At 40.5% G+C, this 15,703-nt stretch carries 14 protein-coding genes; 2 read left to right on the top strand and 12 right to left on the bottom strand.

The annotated features are described in order from the left end of the window. Window positions 1–29: 29 nt before the first annotated feature. The 5 genes from PL11_RS10370 to coaA form a co-directional block, all read right to left on the bottom strand. On the bottom strand, window positions 30–176 hold the full coding sequence (locus PL11_RS10370) for a hypothetical protein (protein ID WP_191982051.1): 147 nt from the start codon (window positions 174–176) through the stop codon (window positions 30–32). Between the two features lie 4 nt (window positions 177–180). After that, complete coding sequence (locus tag PL11_RS06170; protein ID WP_035168070.1) at window positions 181–531, bottom strand: hypothetical protein; 351 nt, start codon at window positions 529–531, stop codon at window positions 181–183. Continuing rightward, window positions 521–766 carry a helix-turn-helix transcriptional regulator gene (locus PL11_RS06165; RefSeq protein WP_035168068.1) on the bottom strand — a complete coding sequence of 82 codons (246 nt, stop codon included), beginning with the start codon at window positions 764–766 and terminating at the stop codon, window positions 521–523. The genes PL11_RS06170 and PL11_RS06165 overlap by 11 nt, the downstream gene beginning before the upstream one ends. 342 nt (window positions 767–1,108) lie before the next feature. Then, on the bottom strand, window positions 1,109–2,662 hold the full coding sequence (gene guaA, locus PL11_RS06160; RefSeq protein WP_035168066.1) for a glutamine-hydrolyzing GMP synthase: 1,554 nt from the start codon (window positions 2,660–2,662) through the stop codon (window positions 1,109–1,111). Between the two features lie 83 nt (window positions 2,663–2,745). After that, window positions 2,746–3,669 (bottom strand): type I pantothenate kinase, encoded by a 924-nt coding sequence (coaA, locus tag PL11_RS06155; RefSeq protein WP_035168063.1) that lies wholly within the window; start codon window positions 3,667–3,669, stop codon window positions 2,746–2,748. 150 nt (window positions 3,670–3,819) lie between these two features. On the opposite strand from coaA, the gene PL11_RS06150 reads away from it, so the two are divergent. Next, window positions 3,820–4,752, top strand: a complete 933-nt coding sequence (locus tag PL11_RS06150; RefSeq protein WP_035168060.1) for an AEC family transporter — start codon at window positions 3,820–3,822, stop codon at window positions 4,750–4,752. 63 nt (window positions 4,753–4,815) lie between these two features. Here the strand turns inward: PL11_RS06150 and PL11_RS06145 are convergent, their stop codons facing one another. Both PL11_RS06145 and helD read right to left on the bottom strand, forming a co-directional pair. Next, window positions 4,816–5,718, bottom strand: coding sequence for a magnesium transporter CorA family protein (locus tag PL11_RS06145; RefSeq protein WP_035168057.1), 903 nt, complete (start codon window positions 5,716–5,718; stop codon window positions 4,816–4,818). A 10-nt stretch (window positions 5,719–5,728) separates the two neighbouring features. Continuing rightward, window positions 5,729–8,026, bottom strand: coding sequence for an RNA polymerase recycling motor HelD (helD, locus tag PL11_RS06140; RefSeq protein WP_035168055.1), 2,298 nt, complete (start codon window positions 8,024–8,026; stop codon window positions 5,729–5,731). A 193-nt stretch (window positions 8,027–8,219) separates the two neighbouring features. On the opposite strand from helD, the gene PL11_RS06135 reads away from it, so the two are divergent. After that, window positions 8,220–8,864 (top strand): histidine phosphatase family protein, encoded by a 645-nt coding sequence (locus tag PL11_RS06135; RefSeq protein WP_035168053.1) that lies wholly within the window; start codon window positions 8,220–8,222, stop codon window positions 8,862–8,864. A 785-nt stretch (window positions 8,865–9,649) separates the two neighbouring features. Here PL11_RS06135 and PL11_RS06130 read toward each other — a convergent pair. The 5 genes from PL11_RS06130 to PL11_RS06110 all read right to left on the bottom strand — a co-directional run bounded on the left by PL11_RS06130 (window position 9,650) and on the right by PL11_RS06110 (window position 15,396). Continuing rightward, on the bottom strand, window positions 9,650–10,612 hold the full coding sequence (locus tag PL11_RS06130) for an ABC transporter ATP-binding protein (RefSeq protein ID WP_035168052.1): 963 nt from the start codon (window positions 10,610–10,612) through the stop codon (window positions 9,650–9,652). After that, window positions 10,612–11,709: an ABC transporter ATP-binding protein gene (locus PL11_RS06125; RefSeq protein WP_035168050.1), complete on the bottom strand. Its 1,098-nt coding sequence runs from the start codon at window positions 11,707–11,709 to the stop codon at window positions 10,612–10,614. Before PL11_RS06125 ends, PL11_RS06130 begins: the two co-directional genes overlap by 1 nt. An 11-nt stretch (window positions 11,710–11,720) precedes the next feature. Then, window positions 11,721–12,752 (bottom strand): ABC transporter permease, encoded by a 1,032-nt coding sequence (locus tag PL11_RS06120; RefSeq protein WP_035168048.1) that lies wholly within the window; start codon window positions 12,750–12,752, stop codon window positions 11,721–11,723. A 13-nt stretch (window positions 12,753–12,765) separates the two neighbouring features. Then, window positions 12,766–13,686 (bottom strand): oligopeptide ABC transporter permease, encoded by a 921-nt coding sequence (opp3b, locus tag PL11_RS06115; protein WP_035168047.1) that lies wholly within the window; start codon window positions 13,684–13,686, stop codon window positions 12,766–12,768. A 90-nt stretch (window positions 13,687–13,776) separates the two neighbouring features. Then, window positions 13,777–15,396: a peptide ABC transporter substrate-binding protein gene (locus PL11_RS06110; RefSeq protein ID WP_035168044.1), complete on the bottom strand. Its 1,620-nt coding sequence runs from the start codon at window positions 15,394–15,396 to the stop codon at window positions 13,777–13,779. Window positions 15,397–15,703 lie beyond the last annotated feature (307 nt).

Here is a 15,703-nt window from a genome sequence, read left to right as displayed (position 1 = left end):
AGTTCACTTGAACTATATAAAACATATAATTATTTATAAACTACCATCGCACCAACATAACCAAAGCCCACTGAGAAATCAATACTAATAATTTCTGGGTTTGAATTAGCTAAAAATCTGTTAACTTGCCTATCTAAGCTGCCTTGGCCAAATGCCGTAAATGTTTTCAATTTCATAACATTACCTCATTTCTTTACGATACCTAATGAACAAATAAACTGCTGACGCAATCATTGCAAAACCGTACTTATACAATTTAAATTGGTTAACGAGATAAGTTGAGGGGAAAATTATCTCACAAACAAGAATGACAACTAATGCATTTGACATTGCTTTTAAATATATCTCTGAAGTTCTTTCGTCAGGGTGTCCTATCCGTTTTACCAATATCCATACTGCAATAAAAGATAACACTAGTAAAATCATTCCCATACCTACTAAAAAATTGAAATTAAAGTTATCTTTGACTGCCCACATCTTGATCGGATAAAACATCCAACCTGGAATATCCGAAATTGATTTAACGTTCATGAGCATCATCTCCTTCTTTATAGCTAAAAATATCACTAATCGAAACATTAAAATAATTGGCAAGTCTAAATGCCAACTTAAGTGACGGTGAATAGTGCCCCTTTTCCATAACTAAAATAGTTTGCTTACTAACTCCAACGGCATCCGCCAAGTCTTTTTGAGACATATGACTAAGTACTCGAAATTCATACACTTTATTGATTATTTGGTCCTCATCAAATTTCTTTTTACTCATTTGCACCACCTCACTTTATACATACATAATAGATCTTGGTTTAAATAAAGTAAAGTGTACTTTACCAAAAGATAACTCTATTTAATCAAAAGTTAATTATACTGAACCCCAAAAAGAATAATTCGCTTTAATTACATTTTTATCTTACTGATATTTATTTCTTAGTGTCGTGGAGGAAGCAATTTGTGGTTCACTTTGGCACCTCGTCTGAGGGCGGTTGATTGCATAAACTTTTTTTACCTAATTACAAAAGGCCAAAAAGAGTGTTAAATTCAAATTTATTCAACACAAAAAGGAGTTCGCTACTAAGCGAACTCCTTTATTTTTACCGAGCAGAAACTTTTATTCCCACTCAATTGTCGAAGGTGGCTTGCTCGTAATGTCATACACTACGCGGTTGATGCCTTCAACTTCGTTTACGATTCTAACTGAAATGCTTTGCAATACGTCCCATGGAATGCGGGCAAAGTCAGCGGTCATTCCGTCAACTGAGTTAACTCCACGGATGGCAATGGTGTACTCGTAAGTTCTACCATCACCCATAACCCCAACTGATTTGAAACCAGGAAGGACAGTAAAATATTGCCAAATATCACGCTTCAAACCGGCCTTGGCAATTTCATCACGAAGGACAAAATCACTATCACGAACGATTTTTAGCTTTTCAGGGGTAACTTCCCCGATAACTCTAATTCCAAGACCTGGTCCTGGGAATGGTTGGCGCCAAACTAATTCTTCAGGCATGCCTAACTTTTCACCAATTTCACGAGCTTCGTCCTTGAACAATGAGTTCAATGGTTCGATCAATTGGAAGTGCATGTCTTCTGGAAGTCCACCAACATTGTGGTGAGACTTGATAGTTTGGGCAGTATCAGTACCAGATTCAATAACGTCAGTGTAAAGAGTTCCTTGAGCTAGGAAGTCAATGCCATCAAGCTTTTGGGCTTCGTCATTGAATACCTGGATGAACTCGTTACCAATAATCTTCCGTTTCTTTTCTGGGTCAGATACACCGGCTAGTTTAGATAAGAAACGGTCCTGAGCATCAACTTTAATGATGTTCAATCCGAACTTACCTTCCAAACTCTCCATAACTTGGTCAGCTTCGTACTTTCTAAGCAAACCGTGGTCAACAAAGATACTTGTCAACTGGTCACCGATTGCCTTGTGGAGCAATACCCCAACAACTGAGGAATCAACCCCACCAGAAAGTCCAAGCAGAACCTTCTTATCGCCAACAACTTCACGAATATGTTCAACTTGAAGGTCGATAAAGTCGTTCATTGTCCAGTTAGGCTTAGCTTGACAAACGTCGAATGCAAAGTTTTTAAGAATATCGTTACCGTATTCGGTGTTACGAACTTCAGCATGGAATTGAATTCCATAGAACTTGCGATCTACATCCTGCATTGCAGAAATTGGGCAATCCTTGCTAGTAGCAACTGATTCAAAACCTTCGGGAACTCGAGTTACCAAGTCACCGTGGCTCATCCAAACAGCTTGCTTCTTAGGAAGTCCCTTGAACAAGGTAGCATCTTCTGAGGTAACCTCAATGTCAGCGTGACCGTATTCACTGTTTTCAGCATTTTCAACGCCACCTTCAAGGGTGTACGCCATAATCTGCATACCATAACAGATACCTAAAATCGGAATCCCCAACTTAAAAATGTCTGGGTCTACCTTAAAGGCACCTTCTTCATACACACTGTTCGGACCACCAGAGAAAATAATTCCCTTGGGGTTCATTTCTTTGATCTCTTTTGCGGACAATTTATGTGATTTAAGCTCTGAATATACGCCTAAGTCACGAATCCGCCGAGTGATCAATTGGTTATACTGACTTCCAAAGTCCAATACTAGGATCTTATCAAAAGTCGATAAATCAACGTTTGCCAAGTCTTCCACCCTTTCAAAATTGCTATGTCCATCATAGCTGATTAAACGCTTCCAGGTCAACAGTCAATTAAAAACACAAACAATTAGTACTTTCGTAGGTACAATCGATCGATTAAATGACCGACCGTTTTGTGCATAATCATATCAGCTCGCGAACGAGTTGGCAAAATGTTTTCATTTAAGTTCGGCATATCAACTCGTTGCCAAACATCTTTAGCCATATCAAATGCTTGATTTCGGTCGCCGATTGCGTATTTATGATAGTAGTTATCTGGATCCAAAAATGCAGTATCCATCAACTTTCCGAATCGTTCAAGATACCACTTTTCAATTAAGTCAGGATCTGCATCCATGTAGATCGAAAAGTCTGTAAAGTCAGAAATGTAAATTTGCTGATTTTGAGGTAGTTGCAAGGTATTGATTCCCTCAACTATCAGCACATCTGGTCGATTGATAACCTCAAACTGGTCGGGCACAATGTCATAAACCTGGTGAGAATAAACTGGCGTTTTAATTACCGGAACTCCTGATTTAACGCTGTTTAAAAAGTTGATCAGCGCCTTCATATCGTAACTTTCTGGAAAGCCTTTGCGGTCAAGAATCCCTTGTTTTTTTAGTTCAGCGTTTGGGTAAAGAAAACCATCCGTGGTAATCAACTGAATGTGTTCACCAGTAAAATAATTGGTCAGCAAGTCTTCCAAAACCCGGGCAGTGGTTGATTTACCAACTGCCACACTCCCAGATATTCCGATAATAAACGGTACGTTTCTCACCGGTTTATGTAAAAATCTCGCCTTCTTAGTCTGCCATTCAGAAAAGTTATCCTTTTGCAGACGAATCATATGAACCAATGGCTTATAGATGTCAGAAACATCTTGCAGTGAAATTTGGTCGTTAAAGGCCTTGATATGCTTCAATTCATGTTCAGTTAGTGGCAACTCAATGTCAGAATAAAATTTTTTCCACTCATCCTTACTAAATGAGTAGTAATTTATAAGGTCAGCCATAATTCATCTCCGAAGTTTTAGTCTCGTAAATTATAACATTGTTCCCAACTTATCAGCAGTCTTTCCACCTGAATTTCAAATTTGCTTTACTTTAATAAATCCCAACAACTATAATGGTTGGTAACGTTCTTAATGATTGGAGGAATGCCCATGGCAATCGGTCAATTGACTAATCAAATCGGATTGGTGTTCGCCTTGATGTTAGTCGGAGTTCTAATTAACAAACTAGGATTCATGCACGGAGAAACATCCAATGACCTTACCAATATTCTGTTATACATAGTTTCACCCTGCTTAATCATCAGTGCATTTGAAGCTGACTATTCACCGGCTAAGCTACATAAATTACTGATGGTTTGCGGTGCAATTGCCATTATGTTCGTTGTGGAGATTATTATTGCCAAACTAGTTTTTGGCAAAATGAAGAATCGCAACCTCAGCCGAATTACTCAATACGGCAGCATTTACTCCAACGCTGGTTTTATGGGCGTGCCGCTGACTAGTGCGCTTTTTGGTGCTGCAGGAGTATTCTTCGCAATTGCCTACCTGGCGATGTTCAACTTCTTTAACTGGACTCACGGAGTTGCTTTATTTAAATCAAAAGAGAACCATCCCAGTGTTCGGCAAAACCTCAGGGAGATGGTGCTTAATCCTAACATTATCGCCATAGCAATTGGACTACTAATTTTCTTGTTTTCAATTAGAATCCCTGGGCCTGTGGATGGATTAATCAAATACATAACTTCCATCAACACCCCACTATCAATGATCGTGATTGGTAACAGTCTGGGAAACATTAAGTTCACTCGCCAATTACTAGATTTTCGGCTTTGGTTGGCTGTAATATTTAGAAACCTGTTTTTCCCAATCGCAGCTATCTTTATCTTACAGGCACTTCAAATTTCTGGGGTTTCCCTTTATACCACTGTATTGATGGCCGCCTGTCCTGCTGCAGGGATCGTCGTCTTGTTCACCTTACAGGCAAAGGGTGATGCTAGCCCAGCAGTTACGTTAATGACCACCTCAACAATTTTAAGTGTTGCAACAATTCCGTTGGTGTTTGCGATCATGGAACTGATGTAAATAAAAACGTCATGACAATTCTTTTTAGAATTTATCATGGCGTTTTATTATTTCATATAATTATTACTTTCGTTGGTGGATATTCAGCACAATTGCGCCGACTACTAACAAGAACACGGACCAGCCAATCGTCATCAACCATCCGTCTTGCAGCATTGGCAGCTTGACGTTTTGACCAAAGAAGCCAAATACCAACTGTGGCAATGCTAACAAAATTGAATAAATCGTTAGTAACTTCATCGTTCCGTTCAGTTCAATATCCAGCACACTCTTATACGCATCAGCAACGTGTTCAATCACGTCACTGGCCATATCAGCCATTTCAAGTCCTTGTTGAAGTTCAATGATGTCATCTTCAACTTGCTCCAGTTGCTGATCAGAAATCGTAATTTCCTTTGAATGCTGTAAATCAGATAATAAACTTGAGTTCGAACGCAGAGAGGTCAAATAGTAAACTAACTGGGTCTGTAAGCCCATCAATTGGGTAACAGATGACTTGTTGACCTTAGTTTGTAAACTCTTTTGCAACCGTTGTCGAGAGGTATCAATTTTGTGAATCACATTAAAGTAACTATTCGACAGCATATACATCGACTTTAAAACGATATCCAGGGGCTCATCGTCCTGCCTAATTCGCTTCATTGCTTTAATCTTTTCAGCAACAAAATGTGTGTTGCTCGAAGTGAAAACTAACAATTTAGAACGGTTAAACAGGAACATGACAGGAGCCGTTGGGTCTAACTCAGGGTTCCGGTCACTACTGTCCATAACCGTATCGTAGATGATTGTCATCAAATTGACGTCGTCATCGTATTCCATCCGGGCTCGTTCATCGATATCGTAGGCGTAACCCAGCATTTCATCAGTCACACTGTATGAAGCCTTTAAGTGTTGTTTCTCTTCATCACTTGGGTCGGTGATATCGACTAGTTCACAATTATCAGATAGTTGATCATACCTAATCACTGGAATCGCCTCACTCTTCAATTTGATAAAGTGACTTATCAACTTTATCAAACAACGGCGAAAGTTCCCCAACTGAAATAATTGTCAGTCTGTGCATTGCCCGAGTACAAATCGTATATACCAACTGACGGTCATCTTCATCTGCGTAGTTCTTCTTCGAGGCATCCCACATGATGATGCTGTCGAACTCAAGCCCCTTGGCTAAGAATGACGGCACGATGATTATGCCATTCACCAACCGTTGATTTTCAGTTCTAATAAACGTTGTCCGAACCCCAGCAGCTTTCAAGTCCTCGAATAGTTGCTCACATTCTTCAAGCGTCTTGCCAATGATGGCTGTAGTTTCGTGTTCTTCAACGTTGGTGTTAGCTTGTTCCTTTAAAAATTCAATTGCTCGTTGCTCATCTTTTTGAATTGAGACCACTGGCAGTTCACCATCACGGTTAAATGCCTCAATCGCTTCACCATTATCCAGAATTTCTTTGGTGAAGTCAGTAATCTGGGCAGTTGAACGGTATGACTTGGTCAATTGGACGACCTTGGTCTTTTCCTTATCAAACATGCCGCCAAGCTCATTAAGCAACTTGTGGCTGTTTTCGTGAGTAAAGATTGCCTGGTTTAAATCTCCAAGCAACGTAAATCTTGCTCGTGGGAAGTTAAACTTCAAGAAGGCTAGCTGGAATGCTGAGTAATCCTGAACTTCATCAATAAACAAGTAACGAATTTCTCGCTCACCACGTTTACCTGTCATTAGGTCATACAGGTAGAGATATGCACTGGCGTCATCGATTGATAGCTTGCCTTCCTTGAGTCGATCAATTGTGTGTTGAACAACTTGTTGCCAATCATCTTCAGTGAGGTCATAGGCCTTTAAATCGATGATTTGCGGAATGCTCCGCATCATGTGGACGAACTGGTTGTTAATACTTAGGAAGTGGTTCCGGTTGATTTGCCGTTGAACCTTTCTGAATGACTTGATAACGATTTGACGAGCCAAGAACTTAAACTCTTTATCCGCGTTCTCAATTTCCTCTTCAGCGTCAGCGTGCATCCGCTGAATGTCTTCCTTAGTTAGGTTTTGAACTGCCTCTTCAACCCAGTCCTTCTTCATTTCTGTATGGACTTTCCGGTTTAAAATCTTGAGCAAAGATTCCTTAGTTGCCGACAACCGATTTCTCAAGTTGTAGTTTTCATTGAAACTGTAATAGATTTCTTCGATTTTTTCCTTAGGAATCAGAACCTTGCCTTGGAACATTAGGTTCTTGAAACGCATATCTTCTTTATTCAAATGATTAGCATATGCCGTAACGGCTCTAAAGAAATCAAGGCTTCCCTTGATATCATTGATTTTACGAGCATTACCCATAAACTGTTCATCAAATCTTTGAGATAGAGTTTCTACTTCAACACTTGGTAAACGGTGCGAACTGTATTGGTAGAACGTCATTTGAACCATGTTTTGTTCACCAAGTTCTGGCAAAACTTGGTTAATGTAGTCGTTGAATAATTGGTTAGGAGAGAACAAGATAATTTGGCCTGAATGCAACTTACCAGAGTACTGGTATAGCAAATAAGCCACTCGTTGAAGGACAGCTGCGGTTTTCCCTGAACCGGCAGCTCCCTGAACGAATAGTAAATCAGAACTCGTATCCCGAATAATCTTATTTTGTTCCTTTTGAATCGTGGTAACGATGCTCTTCATCTTGGTGTCTGAATGGCCACCTAAGGCATCTAGCAACATTTGATCACCGACCACCTCTTCAGTATCAAAGACAGTCTTGATCTTGCCACCTTCAATTTGGAACTGCCGCTTCAACTTAACGTTGACGGTTTGTTCGCCATCAGGCGTGTCATAAGTAACGTCACCGATTCCACCATTGTAGTAAATACTTGAAATTGGAGCTCGCCAGTCATAAATGAGATAATGATCTGGCCGATCGGTGAATGACGCCATACCAATATAAATGGTCTCGGGCTTAGCCTCACCATTTTCTTTGAAGTCAATTCTGGCAAAGTATGGATTCTTCTCCAACTTTGTCAATGTTGCCAATTGCTTGGCTGCGTATTCCTGTCGGTTTTCACGTTCAGCAAGCATTTGCTGTTGCTGTCTAATCGACATTGCAGTTTCCATCATACCGCTATATGTATCGGTCTTGATTCGCACGTCGTTACTAAAATTGTCGTTGATTCCCTTAATATCTCTCTTAGTAGATTTTACTTTACTAGAGAAGTCTTTTTCAGCGGCTTTTATCTCTTTGGTAACGTGGTCGAGATGGTGCTGCTCTTGCGTTTTAATGTTGTCTGCCATGTTCTTACCCCCTAACAACTTGACTAAATAGTTTAGCATAGTTAGGCAGAAAATTCAAAGAAATGCGATGATATCGCGGTCTTTTTTAATATATTGAAAATTTTAATTTCAAATTGGTATACGCCACAGAACTCGGGTAGATATGGTAAAATAATAGTGTTTCCAAACAAATGTATACATTGGAGGATTTAAGATGACAATCTCACTGTACTTTGTTCGCCATGGACAAACATTTTTAAACAAATACCACAGAATTCAAGGTTACGCTGACTCTCCCCTCACAGAAAAGGGAATCAACGATGCCAAAGACGCCGGAAAGCGTCTTAGCGACATTAAGTTTGCCGCTGCTTACTCAAGTGACGCTCGTCGTGCTGTTCAAACTGCTAAGTTAATGCTGGCTGAAAATCCAGTTGCTATCGATGTACCAACTGAATTAGAAGAGCTGCGTGAACTTAACTTCGGTTACTTCGAAGGTGAAGATGACGTTAAGACTTGGCATACAATTGGTGGTCCAACAGGGGACAATTCATTTCACGAAATGATTGGTCGTTATGGAATTGAAGCTGCAGAGGATAAGATTGCTGCTGCCGATCCATACGGTGACGCTGAGTCAGGTAAGGATTTCTGGAAGAGATTTGTTCCTGGCGTTGAAAAGATGATTGCCAACGCGAAGGATGGCGACCAGATTTTGGTGGCAACCCACGGAACATTGATTAGAAACCTAGTGAGCCATTGGAGCGACATTCCGGTTGATGTGTCAACGAAGAATGGTAGTGTGACCAAGGTGAACTGGGATGGTAAAAACTATCAGGTGGAATATTTTAATAAGGTGGATTAGGGAAAGAGTGCTGAGCTAAACGGGATTCATCGACCATTAACGGAAAAATCGAAAGCGAGTAAACGTAGTGCGCGGTTGAGATTTAACGTTAAGGGAGATGAATGTTTAGCGAAGCCGATTTACGAAGAGTGCTGAACCCAGCGGTAGTTCACGAGCACTAAGTTGCAAATTTTTGGGTGAGCAAACGAAGTGCGCGGACAAAAATTTGTACTTAGGCGAGTGAACTGCTGGGTGAATCCGTTCTAGGTAGAGTGCCGACTGCAAGCGGGAATCATTGAGCACTAATTTAAAAAGTGGGAGCGAGCAAACGAAGTGCGCGGTCTCACTTTTTTATTAGGCGGAGATGATTGCTTAGGGAGGCCGTTCTGTGTAGAGTGCCGACAACCTCGGGAGACTTTGAGCATTAGCTTAAAATTTTGAATTGAGCAAACGAAGTGCGCAAGGCCAAATTTGTAGCTAAGAGAAAAGTCTGAGGTTGGAGGTCGTTCTGCATACAGTGCCCACATTATCAACAACAATCAAGGATCACAAGAATAATCTTGTGGTCCTTTTTTTACACAATTTGTTGCCCTTCAATTCACCCTAAATGCACCCCAATCAGTGGTGAAATTGTCGTTAGTCAGTATGACTTACGACAACGTCGATCTTTGAAACTTTTTGGTTTTTAAAAGGTTCGAAGTCGTGCGCACCACGTTCCATTGGGAGTGCAAAAAAGGTGAATTGAACCCTAACCTCATAAATATTGCACACAAAAAAAGCCGCGAACTTTCATTCGCGGCTTTCTCTTAATTGTTGTTAGTCTTCGGAGCGGCCATTGCCCGTTCCTTGTACATAGGAATTTCATCTTCACTTGCTCGTACCCAATGATGTGGCACGATTTCTACAAGTTTTCTTTCCTTACCATCAAACTCTTGGCTGGCATCATAGTCCTTTTGAACCCGAGTACGCTCGTAATCAGGATCTGGGACAGGCACAGCTGATAGTAGGCTGGCAGTGTAGTCATGCAATGGGTGAGCATAAATTTCGTCAGATGACGCAATTTCTAGCATTCTTCCATAATGCATAACCCCAATTCGGTCACTGATGTACTTAACCATTGATAAATCATGGGCAATGAATAAGTATGTCAAATTCTTTTCCCGTTGCAACTTTTTGAGCAAGTTAACGACCTGGGCTTGAATCGAAACATCAAGTGCTGAAATTGGTTCATCAGCGATAATAAATTGTGGTTGCACAGCCAATGCACGGGCAATCCCGATACGTTGACGTTGACCACCTGAAAATTCATGTGGGTAACGGCTTGAATGGTCTTTGTTCAACCCAACAGTTTCCAATAAGTCTTCAACTTGTTTTGAACGGTCTTCCTTACTAGTAGCAAGGTGGTTGATATCAATTCCTTCAGCAACGATATCCTTAACCTTCATTCTTGGGTTCAATGAAGCGTATGGATCTTGGAAAATCATCTGCATTTCACGGCGGAAGTGCTGACGCTTTTCCTTCGTATTTAACTTAGACACATCTTGACCATCAAACGTAATTTCACCTTCAGTTGGTTCGTACAAATGGATGATAGCCCGACCAGTAGTCGTCTTACCTGATCCTGATTCACCAACTAACCCAAAGGTTTCACCTTCATACACGTCAAAACTGATGTCATCAACCGCATGAACTTCATTTGGTTTGCCAATATTGAAGTATTGCTTCAAATGGCTAACTTCCAGTATTTTTCTGGCTTTTGAATAATCCATTAAAGTTGTTCCTCCTGTTCATTAACGTGTGCGCCTAAACTACGGCTCTTCTCTTTTTCGACCAACTCAGCAAAGTGCTTTTGACGTTGAATAATTGGATCTGGAGGGGTCACTTTTGGTGCCCGTTCGTCCAATAACCAAGTTGCAGCATAGTGAGTGTCTGAAACTTTAAAGAAAGGTGGTTCTTGTTCCGTATCTACCTTTAAGGCGTACGGATTTCTTGGAGCAAACGCATCCCCTGCCGGTGGATCCAACAAATCAGGCGGTGTTCCTGGAATTGATGGTAATTCTGAACCTTCAGTATCAAGGGTTGGCATTGAGTTCAACAATCCCCAAGTATAGGGGTGCTTAGGATTGTAGAAAATTTCGTCAACGGTACCATACTCAACAATTTTTCCAGCATACATAACCGCAACCCGGTCAGCCATTCCGGCAACCACACCAAGGTCATGGGTGATGAAAATAATTGAAGTGTTGATTTTTTCCTGAAGTTCTTTCATCAAATCAAGAATCTGAGCTTGAATTGTAACGTCCAACGCAGTGGTGGGCTCATCAGCAATCAAGATTTCTGGGTAGTTGACCAACGCAATCGCAATAACGATCCGTTGTCTCATACCACCTGAGAATTGGTGAGGATAGTTGTTGATCCGCTTTTCAGCGTCAGTGATACCAACTAACTTCATCATTTCCAATGCTTGAGCATACGCCTTTTCCTTCTTCATCCCTTTATGGATCATCAAAGGTTCAGCGATTTGTTTACCAATTTTCATAGTTGGGTCTAGTGAAGTCATTGGGTCTTGGAAAATTTCAGCGATATCCTTACCACGAAGTTCATCCATTTCTTTATCTGACTTCTTTAATAGGTCTTGGTCCTTGTACGTAATTGAACCATTGGCAACCACCGCATTGTTTGCAAGTAGTCCCATGATTGAACGAGTCGTAACTGACTTACCTGAACCAGATTCCCCAACAATTGCAAGGGTTTCACCCTTACGTAAATCAAAACTAACATCACGAATAGCGTTAACCGTACCTGCGTACGTCTTAAAGTTGATTTCGAGATTTCTAACCTCTAGCACATTCTTTTCATTTTCCATCTCAAAATCACCTACTCCCTACTCTTTGGATCGAATGCATCACGCAAACCATCACCGAGGATGTTAAATGCAATCATCAAAATTGACAGCACGATTGCTGGATACCACATTTGGTAAGGCAAGAATTGGAAGTTCTTTTGGCCATCACTGATCAAAGTACCAAGTGAGGCTTGTGGAGCACTAATTCCGATACCAATGTATGAAAGGAACGCTTCGTTAAAGATTGCGGTTGGGATAGTGAACATCATGTTGATGATGATAACACTACTCAAGTTGGGCAAAAGGTGCTTAAAGGCAATCTTAAGTGGGCTTTCACCCAAAGTTCTTGCTGCCAAGATAAACTCTTGGTTTTTAAGTTCCAAAGTTTGAGCTCTTACCAGTCGGGCCATGTTGATCCAGCTGGTAATGGCGATAGCCAAGATGATGGCACTCATACCTGGTTTCAATACCAAAATCAAAAGCACCATGATAACGATGTATGGAATTGAAAGCATAATTTCAATAATCCGTTGCATAACGTTATCAACTCGGCCACCCTTCCAACCTGAAACGATTCCGTAAAGAACCCCAATGGTTAGGTCGAAGAAACTGGCAACTAAGGCGATGATCAATGAAATTCTAGTACCGTAAAGTACCCGCGAGAACAAGTCACGACCAAGGTAATCAGTACCCATAAGGTAGTGAATCCCCTTACCAGCACCGGCTTGAGCATAAGCATCAACTCTTGTTCCCGACTGATTCAAAGTTCCGTTAAATCCGTTAATGTCAATTCCAGGAATCTTAGGAGGCAAGTTTGCCAAGTTAGGATTGGTTGCATTTGGATTATGTGGTTGCCAGAAACTTGAAGTGAACGCCAAGATAATGATGATCACTAGGATAATCAATGAAACCATTGCTGCTTTGTTCTTTTTCAATCTACGCCACGAATCTTGTAAGAAAGTTAATGATGGCGCTGAAATTTTTTCGCGATCCAAGAATGCCTGACCAGTGTCGGACATTAACTTGAAATCATCTGGTGATAATTTCTTAGCATTATCTGCCATTATTCTCTTCCTCCTACTTGTTAATTCTAATTCGTGGATCAATGATTCCGTACATGATATCAGTGATCAACAACACAACACACAACATGAAACTGTACATAATCGTCAATCCCATGATGGTTGGGTAATCGTTAGTCAAAACTGACTTAACGAATTGCTCACCAATTCCGGGAATTGAGAAGATGTTTTCAACAACCATTGAACCAGTCATAATGTTAACGGCTAGTGGACCCACGATGGTAACCAGCGGAATCAAACTGTTCCGCAAGGCGTGGTGGTAAATAATCCCGAACTTATTGAGTCCCTTGGCCTTTGCCAGCTCAATATAGTCCGAATTAAGCACGTCAACCATTTCGGTTCGCATAAACCTGGCCGACTCAGCCAGTGGCGCGGCCGCCAACGCTAACGTTGGTAGAACCGTATAAGCAAATCCTTGCCAATCAGCGATTGGGAAGAGCTTCAATTTAAGCCCTAGGTAGTATTGCAACAGGATGGCCAAAACGAATGAAGGAATTGAAATTCCTAAGATAGCCACGATAGTTGCTGCGGTATCAGCCCAAGTATCCTTCTTAACGGCACCGAAGGCTCCCAAGATGATTCCGGCAATAACACCGACAACCATGGCTTGAGCACCCAATTGTAGAGAAGGTCCAATTCTAGTTCCAATCAGATATGAAACTGGTTGGTCACTAAATTGGAATGAGGTTCCAAAGTCACCATGAACAACCCCACCAAGATATGCCAAATATTGATACCAGAGTGGCTTAGTTAGTCCATATTGTTCTTTAACTTGGTGAATCTGTTCAGGTGACATCTTTGCTTGGTTAGTAAACGGTGTCCCTGGCATGTATTTCATCAAGAAAAAGGTAATTGTTGTTACCAAGAATAAAGTAACAAGAATATAAAAAATTCTTTTTCCGAGATACTTAACCATACGAGATTCCTCTCATTTCTTTTAGGTACGTAATACCGCAAAAGAGACTGGAAGATTAACCAGTCTCAATTGGGTAAACTTTGTGTTTAATTACTTAACTGACGCATTTTCAAATCCATATTCTGGAGATGTTGGGAAGTATTCAAATCCACTGACTCTTGACTTGAGTAAACCAGATTTACCTGTTTGATAAAGTGGGATGATGGCGTTTTGATCCATTAAAATCTTTTCAGCCTTCACCATGTCATTCCAACGAGCAGTTTCATTGTTGGCATCCTTACCACCGTAATCCTTGACTAACTTATCGTATTCAGCGTTCTTAAACTTACCATTGTTTTGTGAGTTGGTTGAAGTCATCAAATCAAGGAAGTTACTTGGGTCTGGGTAATCAGCAATCCAAGCGGTAATTACTAAATCGAAGTTACCATCAGTTGAACGTGAAAGACGAGTCTTGAATGGTAAGTTTTGGTTATTGATCTTCAAGCCAGGAAGTTTTTCGAGTTGGCTTTGAACAAACTCTGTGGACTTCTTAGCACCATCTGTATCATCAGAAAGTAAGTTCCAGGTAACTGACTTCTTACCAGTTTCCTTCAAACCTTTTGCCCAGTACTTCTTAGCTTGAGCTAAGTTGTATGAAACACCGTTCTTTGAGTATGCAGCATCAGCAAAGTCCTTACCATTGTGCTTAGACATGTTTGCTGGAACGTAGCCCTTAGGAGCAGTTGAACCATCAGCTAACACTTTGTCAGCCATTTGCTTACGGTCGATTGCGTATGACAAGGCCTTACGGATATTAGCATTCTTGAAGATCGGATCCTTCTTACGGTTCATTTCTAGATAGAATGTTGAAGCTTCCTTGTTAACGTGGTATTCCTTGTTATTCTTGTATTGCTTAACTTGAGTACCGTTAAGGGTGGTGAAATCAATCTTGTTGCTTTGGTAACTGTTCAAGGCAGTTGATGGATCCTTGATAACTTGAACGTTAACCGCATCTAACTTAACTTTGTTCTTGTTCCAGTACTGGTTATTCTTAACTAACTTCCATGAATCGTTAGTACCGTTCCAGTTAGTCATCTTGAATGGTCCGTTGTATACAAGTGCTTTACTTGTAGTACCGTACTTAGAACCGTTCTTTTGAACAGCGGCTTTATTTTCTGGGAAGTAGTAAGTTTGAGCAACCATGTACTTGAAGAAACTTTGTGGCTTGATCAAGTGAACGACTAGCTTGTAGTCTCCCTTAGCTTCTACCCCTAACTTAGAAAGTGGTAGTTTGCCAGTGTTGACATTGTTAGCATTCACAATGTTGCCAAATATGTATGCATATTGTGATGCAGTCTTTGGATTAACTGTCCGTTGCCATGAGTAGACGAAGTCTTTAGCAGTAACTGGCTTACCATTACTCCAATTTGATTTACGAAGGTTGAAAGTCCAAGTCTTTCCATCCTTAGAAACCTTGTAGCTCTTAGCAACACCAGGAACAACTTTGTTGTTGGCAGCTAAACGTAATAAACCTTCACCAGTAGAGTTTGTCATCCGACCTGACACAATATCAGTAGCCTTTGACAAATCCATAGTTGGTAAGTTAGCACTTTCGGTCCAGTTCAAAGTCTTTGAACTGCCACCTTGAGAAGAATTACTACCACAACCTGCTAAGATTAAAGCAGCGAAGACAGCAACTCCACCCAATTTTGCAACTGAGCTTAATTTCATAATAAGCACCCCTCTTATTTTCTGTATTCAGAATAGATATATTTTAGATTAAAATTAAATTAAAATCAATGCTAAAGGCACATTTTTATTTTGTTTTTCATTATCATTTTTACTTAACAAACACTCATAAACGCCACCACGCATCATAGTAGTAACAGTTAATGCGTTTTACTGAAACCGGTTCAAGCCCTGAACCGACTGAAAAATAAATTATATCAAGGTTTATTAGTGGAATTTCATCATCCAAAATAGTTTCATTTCATCAAGCAAGAGTCATTCTCATTTTTTCTAATGATTGTCAACTATT

The sequence above is a fragment of the Lentilactobacillus curieae genome (assembly GCF_000785105.2).
GTDB classification, from domain to species: Bacteria; Bacillota; Bacilli; order Lactobacillales; family Lactobacillaceae; genus Lentilactobacillus; species Lentilactobacillus curieae.
This window is presented reverse-complemented; position numbering and strand designations above follow the sequence as displayed.

Bases quoted from the DNA above. Each gene is read 5' to 3' on its own strand.
- PL11_RS06165 (WP_035168068.1), bottom strand. From the start codon at position 766: ATGAGTAAAAAGAAATTTGATGAGGACCAAATAATCAATAAAGTGTAT.
- PL11_RS06150 (WP_035168060.1), top strand. From the start codon at position 3,820: ATGGCAATCGGTCAATTGACTAATCAAATCGGATTGGTGTTCGCCTTG.
- opp3b (WP_035168047.1), bottom strand. From the start codon at position 13,686: ATGGTTAAGTATCTCGGAAAAAGAATTTTTTATATTCTTGTTACTTTA.
- helD (WP_035168055.1), bottom strand. From the start codon at position 8,026: ATGGCAGACAACATTAAAACGCAAGAGCAGCACCATCTCGACCACGTT.
- PL11_RS06125 (WP_035168050.1), bottom strand. From the start codon at position 11,709: ATGGAAAATGAAAAGAATGTGCTAGAGGTTAGAAATCTCGAAATCAAC.
- PL11_RS06135 (WP_035168053.1), top strand. From the start codon at position 8,220: ATGACAATCTCACTGTACTTTGTTCGCCATGGACAAACATTTTTAAAC.
- coaA (WP_035168063.1), bottom strand. From the start codon at position 3,669: ATGGCTGACCTTATAAATTACTACTCATTTAGTAAGGATGAGTGGAAA.
- PL11_RS06130 (WP_035168052.1), bottom strand. From the start codon at position 10,612: ATGGATTATTCAAAAGCCAGAAAAATACTGGAAGTTAGCCATTTGAAG.
- PL11_RS06170 (WP_035168070.1), bottom strand. From the start codon at position 531: ATGAACGTTAAATCAATTTCGGATATTCCAGGTTGGATGTTTTATCCG.
- PL11_RS10370 (WP_191982051.1), bottom strand. From the start codon at position 176: ATGAAATTGAAAACATTTACGGCATTTGGCCAAGGCAGCTTAGATAGG.
- PL11_RS06110 (WP_035168044.1), bottom strand. From the start codon at position 15,396: ATGAAATTAAGCTCAGTTGCAAAATTGGGTGGAGTTGCTGTCTTCGCT.
- PL11_RS06120 (WP_035168048.1), bottom strand. From the start codon at position 12,752: ATGGCAGATAATGCTAAGAAATTATCACCAGATGATTTCAAGTTAATG.